The sequence below is a fragment of the Oceaniglobus ichthyenteri genome (assembly GCF_003057885.1).
Classification (GTDB): Bacteria; Pseudomonadota; Alphaproteobacteria; order Rhodobacterales; family Rhodobacteraceae; genus Oceaniglobus; species Oceaniglobus ichthyenteri.
The window spans coordinates 179,478-193,124 of sequence record NZ_QAGK01000005.1 but is presented as its reverse complement, the minus strand read 5'-3'; the positions used below and the strand labels follow the sequence as shown (position 1 = coordinate 193,124).

General features: G+C 57.6%; 16 protein-coding genes. 5 read left to right on the top strand and 11 right to left on the bottom strand.

Translation table 11 applies throughout. The features are described 5' to 3' along the window. Positions 1 to 46: 46 nt before the first annotated feature. The 3 genes from C8265_RS09745 to hslO are packed head-to-tail and all read right to left on the bottom strand — an operon-like array spanning position 47 to position 2,743. The gene (locus tag C8265_RS09745; RefSeq protein WP_108483806.1) at positions 47 to 1,171 is read right to left on the bottom strand and encodes a CCA tRNA nucleotidyltransferase; all 1,125 of its coding nucleotides are present in this window, start codon (positions 1,169 to 1,171) and stop codon (positions 47 to 49) included. Next, positions 1,171 to 1,761, bottom strand: coding sequence for a CoA pyrophosphatase (locus tag C8265_RS09740; protein WP_108483805.1), 591 nt, complete (start codon positions 1,759 to 1,761; stop codon positions 1,171 to 1,173). Before C8265_RS09740 ends, C8265_RS09745 begins: the two co-directional genes overlap by 1 nt. Further along, entirely contained in the window at positions 1,745 to 2,743 is a 999-nt protein-coding gene (gene hslO / locus C8265_RS09735; RefSeq protein WP_108483804.1) for an Hsp33 family molecular chaperone HslO, read from the bottom strand. The genes C8265_RS09740 and hslO overlap by 17 nt, the downstream gene beginning before the upstream one ends. A gap of 83 nt (positions 2,744 to 2,826) precedes the next feature. On the opposite strand from hslO, the gene C8265_RS09730 reads away from it, so the two are divergent. After that, positions 2,827 to 3,264 carry an NUDIX hydrolase gene (locus tag C8265_RS09730; protein WP_108483803.1) on the top strand — a complete coding sequence of 146 codons (438 nt, stop codon included), beginning with the start codon at positions 2,827 to 2,829 and terminating at the stop codon, positions 3,262 to 3,264. On the opposite strand, the gene C8265_RS09725 is transcribed toward C8265_RS09730, so the two are convergent. The 4 genes from C8265_RS09725 to hemA form a co-directional block, all read right to left on the bottom strand. Beyond that, entirely contained in the window at positions 3,254 to 3,478 is a 225-nt protein-coding gene (locus C8265_RS09725) for a DUF6434 domain-containing protein (RefSeq protein WP_108483802.1), read from the bottom strand. The genes C8265_RS09730 and C8265_RS09725 overlap by 11 nt on opposite strands. A 154-nt stretch (positions 3,479 to 3,632) precedes the next feature. Beyond that, positions 3,633 to 4,508 carry a DMT family transporter gene (locus C8265_RS09720; protein WP_108483801.1) on the bottom strand — a complete coding sequence of 292 codons (876 nt, stop codon included), beginning with the start codon at positions 4,506 to 4,508 and terminating at the stop codon, positions 3,633 to 3,635. A 74-nt stretch (positions 4,509 to 4,582) separates the two neighbouring features. Further along, positions 4,583 to 5,050 (bottom strand): c-type cytochrome, encoded by a 468-nt coding sequence (locus tag C8265_RS09715; protein ID WP_108483800.1) that lies wholly within the window; start codon positions 5,048 to 5,050, stop codon positions 4,583 to 4,585. A gap of 159 nt (positions 5,051 to 5,209) precedes the next feature. Next, positions 5,210 to 6,424 carry a 5-aminolevulinate synthase gene (gene hemA / locus C8265_RS09710; RefSeq protein ID WP_108483799.1) on the bottom strand — a complete coding sequence of 405 codons (1,215 nt, stop codon included), beginning with the start codon at positions 6,422 to 6,424 and terminating at the stop codon, positions 5,210 to 5,212. A 298-nt stretch (positions 6,425 to 6,722) separates the two neighbouring features. Between hemA and idi the strand changes: the two genes are divergently transcribed. Further along, entirely contained in the window at positions 6,723 to 7,253 is a 531-nt protein-coding gene (idi, locus tag C8265_RS09705) for an isopentenyl-diphosphate Delta-isomerase (RefSeq protein WP_108483798.1), read from the top strand. Between the two features lie 142 nt (positions 7,254 to 7,395). Continuing rightward, positions 7,396 to 7,965: a L,D-transpeptidase gene (locus tag C8265_RS09700; RefSeq protein WP_108483797.1), complete on the top strand. Its 570-nt coding sequence runs from the start codon at positions 7,396 to 7,398 to the stop codon at positions 7,963 to 7,965. On the opposite strand, the gene C8265_RS09695 is transcribed toward C8265_RS09700, so the two are convergent. Beyond that, positions 7,962 to 9,218, bottom strand: a complete 1,257-nt coding sequence (locus C8265_RS09695; RefSeq protein ID WP_108483917.1) for a PP2C family protein-serine/threonine phosphatase — start codon at positions 9,216 to 9,218, stop codon at positions 7,962 to 7,964. The genes C8265_RS09700 and C8265_RS09695 overlap by 4 nt on opposite strands. Before the next feature lie 180 nt (positions 9,219 to 9,398). Between C8265_RS09695 and C8265_RS09690 the strand changes: the two genes are divergently transcribed. Then, positions 9,399 to 9,737, top strand: a complete 339-nt coding sequence (locus C8265_RS09690) for an Hpt domain-containing protein (RefSeq protein ID WP_108483796.1) — start codon at positions 9,399 to 9,401, stop codon at positions 9,735 to 9,737. Positions 9,738 to 9,743: 6 nt separating this feature from the next. Here C8265_RS09690 and ilvA read toward each other — a convergent pair whose 3' ends face one another. Then, positions 9,744 to 10,991 carry a threonine ammonia-lyase IlvA gene (ilvA, locus tag C8265_RS09685; RefSeq protein WP_108483795.1) on the bottom strand — a complete coding sequence of 416 codons (1,248 nt, stop codon included), beginning with the start codon at positions 10,989 to 10,991 and terminating at the stop codon, positions 9,744 to 9,746. A 105-nt stretch (positions 10,992 to 11,096) separates the two neighbouring features. On the opposite strand from ilvA, the gene C8265_RS09680 reads away from it, so the two are divergent. Next, positions 11,097 to 12,314: an argininosuccinate synthase gene (locus tag C8265_RS09680; protein ID WP_108483794.1), complete on the top strand. Its 1,218-nt coding sequence runs from the start codon at positions 11,097 to 11,099 to the stop codon at positions 12,312 to 12,314. Between the two features lie 54 nt (positions 12,315 to 12,368). Here C8265_RS09680 and C8265_RS09675 read toward each other — a convergent pair whose 3' ends face one another. Together C8265_RS09675 and C8265_RS09670 are read right to left on the bottom strand one after the other, a co-directional pair. Next, positions 12,369 to 12,785 carry a DUF7282 domain-containing protein gene (locus C8265_RS09675; RefSeq protein ID WP_108483916.1) on the bottom strand — a complete coding sequence of 139 codons (417 nt, stop codon included), beginning with the start codon at positions 12,783 to 12,785 and terminating at the stop codon, positions 12,369 to 12,371. Positions 12,786 to 12,860: 75 nt separating this feature from the next. Beyond that, complete coding sequence (locus tag C8265_RS09670; RefSeq protein ID WP_108483793.1) at positions 12,861 to 13,583, bottom strand: sulfotransferase-like domain-containing protein; 723 nt, start codon at positions 13,581 to 13,583, stop codon at positions 12,861 to 12,863. Positions 13,584 to 13,647 lie beyond the last annotated feature (64 nt).

Genomic DNA, 13,647 nt, shown 5'->3' with positions numbered 1-13,647 from the left:
ATCGGGATATATGGCCCGGCTGGGGTAAAGGCAAATCGTGCCGGTGTTATTGCAACAAATCGGCGCGCGTCAGGGCAAAGCCCGATTTGACCCAGCGTTTTTTCAACCGGCGCAATTCAGCGCCCAGCGCGGGGCCTTGAAATTCTGGCATCAGATCGGCGGCGGAAATGGGAAACACCGCATTGGCCCCGGTTTGCAAATCATGCTCCAAGGTGTCGGGTAATGGCGTTTCAAACTGCGCGGCGCGCAAGGTGGCGATGGTGCGCGCCAAATCTGCGCCATGGTCATGGGCCAGGGCCGCGGCGGGCGTGGTGTTGGCCATTCCGTCGCGCAGCAGGTTCAAAACCGCCGTTTCCTTGCGCGATAGGCGCAAATCGCCGGTTTCCCCACCCAAAATGGCCAACCGCGCCAATGGGTCACTTTGCCCGCCCTCAAGATGCACCAGAACCGGCAAAAACCGGGCATCGCTGCCGGGCAACACCGCGTTCAACACGCCCGCCTGGGTCATGGCGGCCACGGCGGGGGCCGGATCGGGGGCTGAAAGAAGTTTTAACAACTCACCCGTCACCCGCTCTGCCGAAAGCTGCGCAATGCCATCCACCGCAGCGGCGCAGGCGGCCAGACCTTCGGCGCCAATTCCCCCAGCAGGGTCACCATACCAGGCATGAAACCTGAAAAACCGCAAAATGCGCAAATGATCTTCGGCGATGCGGCGCGCCGGATCTTCGATAAACCGCACCCGGCGGGCCAACAGATCAGGCAGGCCGTTTAGCGGGTCATGCACCCGGCCCGCCGAATCAGCATAAAGCGCGTTCATGGTAAAATCGCGCCGCCGGGCATCATCGGCCAGATCGGTGGAAAACCGCACCACCGCGTGGCGGCCATCGGTTTTCACATCGCGGCGGAATGTTGTCACCTCATGGGGCAGATCATTGGCGATGATCGTGACCGTACCATGATCATACCCCGTGGGAATCACCCGCAACCCGGCCTTTTTTGCCCGTGCGATCACGTCATCGGGCACCAGATCAGTCGCGATATCAATGTCGCTGACCGGCACGCCCATCAGATCGTTGCGCACACAGCCGCCCACGGCAAAGGCACCTGGCGCCAGCAGGTCAAGCACCGCCTGCGTGCCGGGATGATGCAACCAATCGCCGGTGATCCGCATCACGCCATCCGCGCCGCCAGGGCGCGCAATATCCGCGCCGTCGCACCCCAGATATAATAGGGGCCATAGGGCACAGTGTAATAGCGCCGGTCGGTGCCCCGCCAGCGGCGCGATTGTATGGCAAAACAGCCCGGATCAATCACATGGGCCAATGGTACGCGAAACACCTCGGCCACTTCGCCGGGTTCGGGGCGGGGGTCAAATTCGGCCTTCACCACCGCCAAAACCGGGGTCATGGTGAACCCCGTTACTGTTTCATGGGACGGTAAAGCGCCCAGCACGGTCACGTTTTCACGGCTCAGGCCAATTTCCTCTTCGGCCTCGCGCAGAGCGGCGCCCACCGGCCCATCATCGCCGGGGTCGATCTTTCCTCCGGGAAAGGCAATTTGGCCGGGATGGTGTTTCAACCCCGACGACCGCTTGGTTAAAATCAGATGATCCCCGATCACCGCCACCAACACCCCTGCCCCGCGCAACCGCCGACCCTGGGGCAGAACCGTATCGGGGTTGAGATCAAAATCCGAAGACGGCGCACCGTCTTCGGCCAGGGCGGCCTGTAGGCGCGCCGTGATGTCAGGTGCCACTGTCATCGGATGCCTCGGCCTCAAACCCCAGGGTTTTGGGATCGAATTCGTAATGGGCGCCGCAGAATTGGCAATCGGCGGTGACGATGCCCTCTTCGGTGGTCATATGGCCGATATCCTTGGCCGAATAGATTGACAGGCTTTGCCGCACCTTGTCAGCCGAACAGCCACAGCCAAATTGCACCGGCTGCGCCTCGAACACCCGGGGCTTTTCCTCGTGAAACAAACGGTACAACAAATCGGTGGGCTGTACCGTCGGGCCGATCAATTCCAGTTCCTCAACTGTGTCCAGCAAAGTATTGGCGCGCAACCAGTGTTCGCTTTCATCCTCGTCCAGAATATCTTCGGGTTCCAGCAGGCCATCTTCACCGGTGGCATCGCCACTGGCAAAAGGCGACGCCTTGGGCATGTGTTGCAACATGATACCGCCCGCGCGCCACCCTTCGGCCGCGCCCGGCGTCTGTGCCTTGCCAAAGGTCAGGGCGAACCGGGTGGGCAATTGTTCGGACTGGGCGAAATAGGTTTGCGCACAGTTCATCAATGACCCGCCCGCAATCGGCGTGATCCCCTGATACGGCGTCGTTCCCTGGCCCTGATCGATCAGCAACGCAAAATACCCCTTGCCGATCATGTCAAACGGGGCTTTTTCCGGCTCTAACCTGTCGGCGTCATAGCTGGCCCAGGCGCGGATCCTGGCCGGCGTGCCATCATCGCGGGGGGCATAATAATCGGTGGCGATCAGACGCGCCGGGCCATCGCCGCGCACCTGCAACGATAATTTCCAGCGCAGCTTCATCATCTGCCCGATCAGCGCCGTCAAAAGCGCCATTTCGGCCACCAAAGCTTCGATCTGGGGTGGATAGTCGTGCTGTTCCAGCACACGATCCAGCACACCGTCCAGCCGCGCCACCCGCCCCCGAATATCGGAGCGGTCAAGTTGAAAAGGCAGGACTGTGTCGTCCCAGGCGATTTTAGAACCAAGAGTCATGGGGTTTCCTTACGCATCTCGCGTTGGCATATCGTGTCTATATAGGCAGAACAACGCGATCACCAACAGGCAGGGGGGCAGCCATGATCAAACGGTATGGCAAGGCGGCACAAACCGGGCGCAAATATATCCGGCGGGCCGGGGTTTATGCGGTGCTGCCGCTGGGCCGGTCGCTGTTGCTGACCTATCAGGATGCAACCGTGCCCGAATTTCAACTGCCCGGGGGTGGCATTGACCCCGGCGAATCGCCCATCGCCGCATTGCACCGCGAAGTGTTTGAGGAAACCGGTTGGCGCATTGCCGCGCCACGCCGTCTGGGGGCGTTTCGCCGATTCACCTATATGCCGGACTATGATCTGTGGGCAGAAAAGCTGTGCCATGTCTATACGGCGCGCCCGGTGCGCCCGCACGGCCCACCGTCCGAACCGGGCCATAGCGCGGTGTGGATGTCCGCGCGCGACGCGGTTGAACAGTTGAGCAACCCGGGCGATGCCGCCTTTGTCGCACGGTTCAGTCTTTGACCGTGCGCTTGCCCCCCCGGGCCTTCCAATAGGCGGCGATCTCTCCCAGGGTTTCGGGGGCTTCTTCGTCCACGAACCGGATCATATCCTGATCGAACCGAAAATCCGGACCGCACAGGGTGTTCATGAATTGCCGCACGTTTTGAGTTTTGCGAAAACTGTGGTCAACTGGCGTGTCTGCCGCCAGGGGGCTGGTCTGCCAATCAATGGTCATTGCGGGGCCTCACATGGGTTTCTTGGCAACCTCGGGGCGTTGGTGCCGCCGCGATCGTATTTCCCGTCAGGTAGGGCACAAACCGCGCGCCCGCAACCCAATCGCACGCAACAATGCCGGGCAATATTTTCACAAACAGTTAAAATCCCGAAATTCAAATGGCCCGCCGCCGGGTGTGCAAAAGATAGATGGCCAGACTGCCCACCACGATCGCACCGCCGATATTCATTGCCATTGTCGGTGCTTCGCCCACGCCGATCCAGACGAAAACCGGGCCAAGAACCGTTTCAAGCAGCAACATCAGGCTGACGTTCGACGCATGGGTATATCGTGACGCAAAGGACAAGGCAAAGAACGACACCGGCAATATGATTGCACCGGAAATAAAGATCGGCCAGATCGTTCCATCGGTCACATCCGCCCCGGCAAGGGCAAGACCCAGCATGCCGGAAATAAAACCACCCACTCCCAAAGCCAGCGGAATCGATAGATCGGGGGACATCCGGCAGACGACAAACGTCAGCGCCAGAGACGCCGCCACGCACAGCCCGCCAAGCGCGCCGATCATCACCCCAAAATCAAGGTTCAGCGCGCCATCCGCCCCCCCGAACACGGCGATGCCAATGCCAAGCAGAACGGCGCAAATGGCCACCCATGTGGCACGCCGCGTTGGTTCCTTTAACAAAAGCCAGGCAAAGATCGCCCCAAATATCGGCACCGTCGCCAGCCCGAACAAGACCACCGAAACCGGGGCCACCGATATGGCCAGGCTGAACATCGACGTATTGATGATTTGCGCACATACCACCACAAGGCCGGCGCGCGATCCAAGTGTTGCAAGATCGCGGCGGCGCGATTCGCCGGCAAAAATCAACCATCCGCCAAGCAGCGCCAGCGCAATAAGCAATCCGCGCCAGGCCAGCATCGAAAACCCGTCAAGGCCCGACAGCCGCATCATCAGCGTATCAGGCGACAGCAACAGCGCGCCAAAGGCCGCGAGAAACAAACCAAACATTGGTTGGCGGGTCATGAATGCACCAGACGAACAAAGAAAAAGGGCCGCCAGACAATTTCTGGCGGCCCATCGGAAAACCTGAATCAGGCTTAGTTGGTTGCGGCCTCGGGCTGCAGGGAAAGCATGTAGGCGTACAGGTTCACGGCATCTTCATCCTTGCGGACCTTGTTGGCCATTTTACTGCGCGCACGCTTGTTATCGGTAAATTCACGCAAGAAGCTGGTCGGATCCTTGACGTAGGCCACGAAATTTTCTTCGTTCCATACCAGACCGTCTTCGCCCGCCTTTACCAGGTCTTTGCCATACCGGAACCCTTCAACTAGGCCGGCCTGTTGATTGATGACGCCGTAAAGGTTGGGGCCGGTTTTGGCGTTGCGCCCGGCCAGGGTTTCACCTTCGGGGGTTTCCACCACATGGCATGTGACACACTGGCCAAACGCCTCTTCGCCCGCGGCAACATCGCCGGATGCGGCATCGCTTTGGGCAAAAGCGGGGGCAGCGCAGACTGCGAATGCAGCAGCGAAGATGAATTTGGTGTTGTTTTGGGTAGATGTCATAACTGTCTGCCTTTTCTACGTTGTGGCTTAACTTAGCCTATGATTTCGGCCGGTCAAATCGCTTTGCATACCCGGCAGGGAATCCTCCTGTATCAAATCGTCAGACACGGGGTGGTTCCAAAATTTCTTCAACCCTGTTGAACCCTGACAGAAACGGTATCACGCCACCTGCCGCGACAACGCGCATTGCTGCCACAGTGAATTCAACGCCTGACACAAATGTTCGATGTCGGCATCGGTGTGCAGCGGCCCGGGGGTAAAGCGCAACCGTTCGGTGCCCTTGGGCACGGTGGGATAGTTGATCGGCTGAACATAAATCCCGAAATCACTTAACAGGATATCGCTGATCATCCGGCATTTTACCGGATCGCCAATCATCACCGGAATGATATGGCTGGAGTTGTCCAGATGCGGAATACCAAAGTAATCCAGACGTGCGCGCAGTTTTGCCACCTGTTCGCGCTGGCGTTGCCGTTCAACATCCGATGATTTCAGGTGCTGAATCGATTTCTGCGCCGCTGCGGCCACGGCGGGTGGCAACGCGGTGGTAAAGATGAACCCCGATGAAAAGCTGCGAATGAAATCGCACAGCGCCTTTGATCCGGTGATATAGCCCCCAAAACACCCGAATGCCTTGCCCAATGTGCCTTCGATCAGGGTGATCCGATCCATCAGGCCCAGGCTTTCGGCCACGCCGCCGCCCCGCGGGCCGTACATGCCCACGGCGTGCACTTCGTCGATATAGGTCATGGCGCCGTGTTTGTCGGCCACGTCACAAATTTCGGCGATGGGCGCGATATCGCCGTCCATGGAATACACCGATTCAAACGCCACGATCTTGGGGCGGTCGGCGGGAACGGCGGCCAGTTTACGATCCAGATCTTCGGGATCGTTGTGTTTCCAGATCACTTTGTCAGCACGGGAATGGCGGATGCCCTCGATCATGCTGGCGTGGTTCAACGCATCCGAAAAGATGACAGCATTGGGCAGACGGCTGCCCAATGTGCCCAGCGCGGCCCAGTTCGACACATACCCGCTGGTAAACAACAGCGCCGCTTCCTTTTGGTGCAGATCGGCCAACTCGGCCTCAAGCGAAACATGCTGCACGGCAGTGCCGCTGATGTTGCGCGTGCCCCCGGCCCCGGTGCCACAGGATTTTGCCGCCTCGATCATCGCGTTGATCACATCGGGGTGATGGCCCATGCCCAGATAATCATTGGAACACCACACCGTCACATCGCGCGCCCCGGTTTCCGTCTGATTCGCTGCGCGGGGGTGGTGGCCGCATTTCCGCTCCATTTCGGCAAAAATGCGGTAATTGCCCTCGGCTTTCAAATCATCTAGCTGGCCCTGGAAAAGCGCTTCAAAATCCATGGGTGTCCTCGCGTGTCATTGTTTCAGGTCGGTTCGGTCTGGGCCTTTTCCAACGCCAAAGTTTTCATCAAAAAGCAGCCGTACCATACCCCAATGCCGCAACAGGGCAAGGGTGGTCAATGCGGCCAAAAGTACGCATCTCATTTACGCTGTTCAGAAATTCGCCGTCCAGCGCGCAAAGCTTGACGTTCAAAGCGGATTTGGGCGAAGCTTGAGCCCAGCGCGCCGATGGCCGTTTTTTTGGGAAATGGAATGACAACATGGTGCATCTTACCGATCTGGCTTTGGAAATGCGGCGATGACGATCATGATTCCCACTTGGGTTGATGGCGTGCTGACCCCGGTTGAAAAGCTTGAGGCGCATCAAAGAGGGCTGCGCCATATGGCGGTTTCGGTGTTTGTGATGCACGGTGAAAATGTGTTGTTGCAACGCCGTGCACCCAATAAATATCACACGCCCGGCCTGTGGGCCAACACCTGTTGCACCCACCCCCATTGGCAGGAGGCCCCCGCAACATGCGCCCTGCGCCGCCTGCAAGAGGAACTGGGCATCGTCGGGCTGAGGCCGGTGTATCGTGACCAGATCGAATATCGCGCCGATGTTGGCGGCGGTCTGACCGAACATGAGGTGGTCGATATTTTCGTCGCCGATGCCAACGCCAGCCTGGAAGTTCACCCAGACCCGGATGAAGTATCCGAGGTTCGCTGGGCCAATATTCACGATCTGGCGGCGCAAATCGCGCGCCACCCTGATGAGTTCACCCCTTGGTTGCAGATTTACATGGCCAAGCACAAAGAAAGCATATTTCACGGGCTTGCCCCGGTCTGATGAACGTGCGGTCACAGGTTTGTGAACAGTGTCTGACTGCAGCATATGGCACAAATTTGCCCCGCATCCGTTTACACCGGGCACACCAAGTGTAACCAAGACGTATTAAAAGCACGATCACGCACGATCGCCGGAGGCTGCCATGCTCACACGACGCCATTTCATTCAAACCGCCGGCACTGCGCTGGGTCTGGCCCCTCTTGCCGCTCAGGCCCATGTCGGCCCGCCGCATACCACACCCGAAAGTTTTGATCCGGTGGTCAAACGTATCCGCGATGATATCGAGGTTGGGTCACTTCATGTGTTTCCGAAATATTTCGTATTGTACCATGTGACGGCCCCCGGTGTTGCAACAGAATATCACGTGGCCGTTGGCGATGCGGGGCGTAATTTTATCGGTACGGCCCGGGTGGGTCGCAAGGCCGAATGGCCCAGTTGGACCCCAACCCAAAACATGATCCGTCGCGAGCCGCATGTTTACGGCAAATTCGCCGGTGGCGTGCCGGGTGGCCCCGACAATCCCTTGGGCGCGCGCGCGCTGTATCTGTATCGTGGAAACCGCGACACGATGTATCGCATCCACGGCACATCGCAACCCTGGACCATTGGCACCGCTGTTTCTTCGGGCTGCATCCGGTTGAAAAATGAGCATGTGATCGGGCTGTACGATCAGGTCAAAGTCGGCGCACAGGTCAAGGTTTGGCCAAGTTAAACCGCCTGATCCATCGGGCCTGAAAACTCCAGCAGAACACCGGACACATCATCATCCATATCCTCCTTGGTTGCGAAGGATGCCAGATCCCACAAAAGCGATTGAAAAAACGTTTCTCCCTTAACGTGGGCGCTGGCCCTGAGAATGCTGATCAGGCCCTCTTCCCCCAGCAATGCGCCGGATTCATCGGCACATTCCGTGATGCCATCTGACGCCAACAACAACCGGTCGCCCGGTGACAGGATCGTGGAACACACATCAAATTGTGGGTCAGGCAACAGCCCGATCGGCATGCCGCCATTTCCCAAAAGCTCGATCTTGCCATTGGCCCGCTGCACGATCGGGTGGGGATGGCCCGCTTGCAAAATCTCGACCGCACCGGTTTTCAGATGCACATAGGCCAGCAGGATGGTGAAATAATGTTCGGTGTCCACATCATCCAACATCATCCGATTCAGCCGATGGGCCACTTCCATCAGATCGCGCGCGGCATAGGCGCCATCGCCCCGCGCCTCAAGCGCCATGTTCTGATCAGGTGAATTGCCCGAAAGATAGCCCGCCAAACGCGCTGTCAACAAAGCCGAGGCAATGCCATGGCCCGACACATCCAGCGAAAACAAACCAACCTGGTCATCATCCACCCGGAAATGACCCACCAGATCCCCGCCCACATGGCCACACGACCGCAGCACAAGAGACGCCTGCGCCGTGCCAAAATCGACCGAGCGATCGCGCAACAGCGAATGTTGCAGTTTTCGCGCCTCGTTCAGGTCACGATCAACCGCGGCATACAATGCCTTGATTTCCGAATAGGCGGCGGAAATCATTCGGTTTTTTTCAGACAGCTCCCGTTCGTTTTTCATAATTCGGGCGGCTGCGGTGATGCGCGCGCGCAATTCTTCCGCACTGACCGGTTTGGTGATGAAATCGTCAGCGCCGCTTTGCAGCCCGATGGCGACTTCGTTCTTTTCGGATTTTGAGGTGAGCAATATGAAATAAACGTAACGATCCCGCTGCATTTCGCGAAACCGGCGGCAGAAATCCAACCCCGTCATCCCCGGCATCATCCAATCGCTGATGATCAGATCAAAGGAATGATCCCTGCACAACACCAAGGCATTTTCGCCAGAATCCGCCTGAAGAACCTCAAACCCCCATTTTTCCAGTGTCGCGGTCAGGATCTTGCGTTGCAGCCGGCTGTCATCGACAACCAGAACCCGTTCGATTCCATCCTCCGCCGTGCGCAGATGCATTGAAGACACCGCCCCATGAGAATCATTTTCAAAAACTGTGCTGTCGAAATCCATATGATCTTGTGCCGCTGCCGGATTAAGAAAATGTAAAGTCTGCCAGGTGCATAAGGTAAATATTTCTGCTCATGGTTCATTAACTTTATCGCGCTAAAAACAGTTTGTTATGAAAGGAAACACCAGATGATCGACTGGCATCGCGTTGAACAGTTGAAAGGTGAAATCGGCGCCGATGATTTTGCCGAAGTTGTCGTTCTATTTCTTGATGAGGTGGACGGCGTGATTGCACGTCTTGATACGCGCACAGACACCGTAAATCTGGGCGACGATCTGCATTTTCTAAAAGGCAGTGCGCTTAATCTGGGGTTTCGGGACTTTGCCCGCCTCTGCCAGGACGGTGAGCACACAGCCAAGACCGCGCCTGTGGAAATGTCTTTTCTGCGCCGGGTCATCGATTGTTACGGCCACTCGCGCGCCGCCTTCTTGACCGGGGTAAACGCGCCGACGAAACGCAGTGCCTGATCACGCTCAGATCAGGAATTCGGCCAATATCGTGTCGTTCGTGATATCGCGGTAAATGAACTCGGCCTGATCAAGTTTTGCCAACAGCAGATCAAAATTCTGCGGCGCAGATGTTTCCAACCCGATCAGCACCGAACCATAATTCCGGGCCGATTTCTTGAGATATTCAAACCGCGCGATATCATCATCAGGCCCCAGCATTTGCAGAAAATCACGCAGGGCACCGGGGCGTTGCGGCATCCGCAGAATATAGTATTTTTTCACCCCCGAATACCGCTGCGCGCGCTCTTTTACCTCGGGCAAACGCTCAAAATCAAAATTCCCGCCCGACGTCACGCACACCACACGCTTACCTTGAATGCGATCGCGCAATTCGTCCAATACATTGATCGACAGCGCGCCGGCAGGTTCCAAAACGATGCCTTCAACGTTCAGCATTTCCAGAATCGTCATGCAAATACGGTCTTCGGGCGCCAAAAGTACATTTTCCGCAGACGCGTTTTTCAACACTGCAAACGTGCGCTGACCAATCCGGGCCACGGCGGCCCCATCCACAAAGCTGTCGATGCGATCAATCGTCACCGGCTCCCCCGCCGCCAATGCGGCGGTCAGGCTGGCCCCGCCTTGGGGTTCGACATAAATCAGCTCGGTTTCGGGCGACATCACATCGAGATAACTTTTCACCCCCGCCGAAAGCCCGCCGCCACCAACAGGTAAAATTACCATATCGGGCGGGCCATCCAGATCGGCCAGCATTTCAACGGCAACACTGGATTGCCCTTCGATCACATCGGCATCATCAAAAGGTGACAGAAAATGCCCCCCCGCCTGCACACAGTAATCTTGTGCGGCGGCCAAGGTATCATCGAAATAATCGCCAATCAGCCGAATTTCGATGTTATCACCGCCAAAGGTGCGGGTTTTGGTGATTTTTTGCTGAGGTGTCGTGACCGGCATGAAAATCACGCCGCGCACATCGAAATGGCGGCACACGAATGCCACCCCTTGGGCGTGGTTGCCCGCGCTGGCACAGACGAACAGATCCTGATCGGGGTTATCGGTGCGCACCTTGCGCATCGCATTGAATGCCCCGCGAATTTTATAGGAACGTACCGGCGACAGGTCTTCGCGCTTTAACCAGATATCGGCGTCATACTTTGCCGAAAGGAAATCATTGCGCTGCAGCGGGGTGGGCGCAAACAGCGCGCGCATGCGGGCTGTGGTGGCAAGGGCGGTATCGGCAAAATCATTCATAGGCCCGATGTGGCCTGAATCCGGGGGCCCTTGCAAGGCGCGACCTTGCTCTTGGCGCAAATTAAAGGTATCGCCGCCACGGTTCAGCCATGCAAGGAGATGACGATGAGCGCACCGAAAAAAGTGGTTTTGGCCTATTCCGGCGGCTTGGATACGTCGATCATCCTGAAATGGCTGCAAACGGAATACAACTGTGAGGTGGTGACATTCACCGCCGATCTGGGCCAGGGCGAAGAATTGGAACCGGCCCGCGCCAAGGCCGAAATGATGGGCGCCTCGGCCATCTATATCGAAGACCTGCGCGAAGAATTCGTGCGCGATTACGTGTTCCCGATGTTTCGCGCCAATGCAGTGTACGAGGGATTGTATCTGCTGGGCACGTCAATCGCGCGGCCGCTGATTTCAAAACGTCTGGTTGAGATTGCACAGCGCGAAGGCGCCGATGCCGTGGCCCATGGCGCCACCGGCAAGGGCAATGATCAGGTACGCTTTGAACTGGCCTGTTACGCGTTGAACCCTGATGTTCAGGTGATCGCGCCGTGGCGCGAATGGGATCTGCAAAGCCGGACCAAACTGATTGATTTTGCGGAAAAGCATCAAATCCCGATCGCCAAAGACAAACGCGGCGAAGCGCCGTTTTCTGTGGATGCGAACCTGTTGCATACCTCGTCTGAGGGCAAAGTGTTGGAAGACCCGAGCGAAGAGGCACCCGATTATGTGTATCAACGCACGGTGCACCCCGAAGATGCGCCAGACACGCCCGAAATGGTCGAAATCACCTTTGAAAAAGGCGATGCCGTGGCGATCAATGGCGAGGCAATGTCGCCCGCCACGATCCTGACCAAACTGAACGAACTGGGTGGCAAGCACGGCGTGGGCCGGTTGGATCTGGTTGAAAACCGGTTTGTCGGCATGAAATCACGGGGGATTTACGAAACTCCGGGCGGCACGATCCTGCTTGAGGCACACCGTGGCATTGAACAGATCACGCTGGATTCCGGCGCGGGCCATCTGAAAGACAGCATCATGCCGCGCTATGCCGAACTGATCTATAATGGGTTCTGGTTCAGCCCCGAACGTGAAATGATGCAGGCGCTGATTGACAAAAGTCAGGAACACGTCAGCGGCACGGTGCGGGTGAAACTGTATAAAGGATCGGCGCGCACAGTTGCCCGCTGGTCGGATCACAGCCTGTATTCCGAGGCCCATGTGACGTTCGAAGACGATGCAGGCGCTTATGATCAAAAAGACGCGGCCGGGTTCATTCACTTGAATGCGCTGCGCCTGAAATTGATTGCCAACCGCAACAAACGCGTAAAATAGAAAACTGCCCAGACCGCGTGGGGCGGTCTGGGCGATACTCGTTACCAGACTTTATTACTTGGCGGTGATCACCTGCATCACCAGGTTGCCTTCGGGTTTGATCGGGCCGTCTTCCTTGGCGCCCAAGGTATATTCAAACACGCCGGTTTTCATTCCGCCGGTTTCGGCGTGAACCATCAACATCAGCATATCGCCCGACGCGACCGGTTCTTGCAAAATTGCGGCCACATCGGTGTTTTCACCCATGCGCAGGGGCGCATAGCCAACCACCGGGCCGGGTTTCATATCGGCATCGGTGCGGTGCACAACCAACCAGCCGTTTTCACCAGCCATCACTGTTTCGGCACTGACCACTCCGTTTGATACGTCTTGATCGGCGGCGGTGACACCGGGGGCCATGGAATGGCCGGCGGCCAAGGCAAAACCGGTGCTGGCAATCAGAGCAATGGCAGACAGGGTAAGGTTTTTCATCTTGTTCATCCTTCAGTATGGCACGCGATCCGTGTCGCGTTCCCCCATAACCACGAATGCCCAAGGCGCAGAGTTTCAAAGTTTCGATATTTTTATTCGCGCCGCATACAAGTGTTGATACGCCGCCATCCCGGCATCGGCCAATTCGCCATATTGCCCATCCAGATGCGGCAGCGCGCCTTCGGCCCCGTCAAACCCGGTTGAACGATGCACCGCCCCATACCAATGGGCCGCCCAGACCCCATCCGATGGATGCCCGCCTGCGGGCCAGTTCAACATCGCCGGATCAAACGGCAGTGTCAGCGCCGCACACAGCGCCGCAAGCGCCGCGCCCGGATTGGCGCGAATATCACCACTGTCGATCACAATCGGCGCGGCACCGGATTTGACGAAACCTTGATACAGGTTCAGTTGATGGGCAAATCCCAGATCCTCGATCGTCGGCGCCTCGCGCTTTTTGGCGTAACTGGCGACCACTCGGGCGGGATGGCGGATCAGAAACACATGCCGGGTATCGGCGGGCCAATCGGGCATGAACCCTGGCATCATATGATGTACCATGTGTTTTTGATACATGTGCCGCGCGCCCAATGGGGCAGTCAGCGCCGCGCCCACCTGCGCCGGATCGGTCGGTTCGGCGGCCAAAATCGCATCGCGCATCGGATGTTCCAGACCACTCCGGGCCAGGAACGCGCCGTAAAACGGTTCGTCCACCACATCGCAATCACTGCGCGCGCCAAAACTGTACATCATCGCCGTCGAAAGATTGCGTGGCCCCGACCACATGCATATCCGCATGACCTATCCCTTTTTTTGATTTTCCGTGACCCATATCACGAAAACCGTGCCGTGTACGGACGCC

What these genes read in the sequence shown, in the direction of transcription:
- C8265_RS09695 (WP_108483917.1), bottom strand. Translation starts at nt 9,218, where the DNA reads ATGCATCTGCGCACGGCGGAGGATGGAATCGAACGGGTTCTGGTTGTC.
- C8265_RS09670 (WP_108483793.1), bottom strand. Translation starts at nt 13,583, where the DNA reads ATGCGGATATGCATGTGGTCGGGGCCACGCAATCTTTCGACGGCGATG.
- idi (WP_108483798.1), top strand. Translation starts at nt 6,723, where the DNA reads ATGACGATCATGATTCCCACTTGGGTTGATGGCGTGCTGACCCCGGTT.
- hemA (WP_108483799.1), bottom strand. Translation starts at nt 6,424, where the DNA reads ATGGATTTTGAAGCGCTTTTCCAGGGCCAGCTAGATGATTTGAAAGCC.
- C8265_RS09720 (WP_108483801.1), bottom strand. Translation starts at nt 4,508, where the DNA reads ATGACCCGCCAACCAATGTTTGGTTTGTTTCTCGCGGCCTTTGGCGCG.
- C8265_RS09675 (WP_108483916.1), bottom strand. Translation starts at nt 12,785, where the DNA reads ATGAAAAACCTTACCCTGTCTGCCATTGCTCTGATTGCCAGCACCGGT.
- C8265_RS09715 (WP_108483800.1), bottom strand. Translation starts at nt 5,050, where the DNA reads ATGACATCTACCCAAAACAACACCAAATTCATCTTCGCTGCTGCATTC.
- C8265_RS09745 (WP_108483806.1), bottom strand. Translation starts at nt 1,171, where the DNA reads ATGCGGATCACCGGCGATTGGTTGCATCATCCCGGCACGCAGGCGGTG.
- ilvA (WP_108483795.1), bottom strand. Translation starts at nt 10,991, where the DNA reads ATGAATGATTTTGCCGATACCGCCCTTGCCACCACAGCCCGCATGCGC.
- hslO (WP_108483804.1), bottom strand. Translation starts at nt 2,743, where the DNA reads ATGACTCTTGGTTCTAAAATCGCCTGGGACGACACAGTCCTGCCTTTT.
- C8265_RS09690 (WP_108483796.1), top strand. Translation starts at nt 9,399, where the DNA reads ATGATCGACTGGCATCGCGTTGAACAGTTGAAAGGTGAAATCGGCGCC.
- C8265_RS09730 (WP_108483803.1), top strand. Translation starts at nt 2,827, where the DNA reads ATGATCAAACGGTATGGCAAGGCGGCACAAACCGGGCGCAAATATATC.
- C8265_RS09740 (WP_108483805.1), bottom strand. Translation starts at nt 1,761, where the DNA reads ATGACAGTGGCACCTGACATCACGGCGCGCCTACAGGCCGCCCTGGCC.
- C8265_RS09725 (WP_108483802.1), bottom strand. Translation starts at nt 3,478, where the DNA reads ATGACCATTGATTGGCAGACCAGCCCCCTGGCGGCAGACACGCCAGTT.
- C8265_RS09700 (WP_108483797.1), top strand. Translation starts at nt 7,396, where the DNA reads ATGCTCACACGACGCCATTTCATTCAAACCGCCGGCACTGCGCTGGGT.
- C8265_RS09680 (WP_108483794.1), top strand. Translation starts at nt 11,097, where the DNA reads ATGAGCGCACCGAAAAAAGTGGTTTTGGCCTATTCCGGCGGCTTGGAT.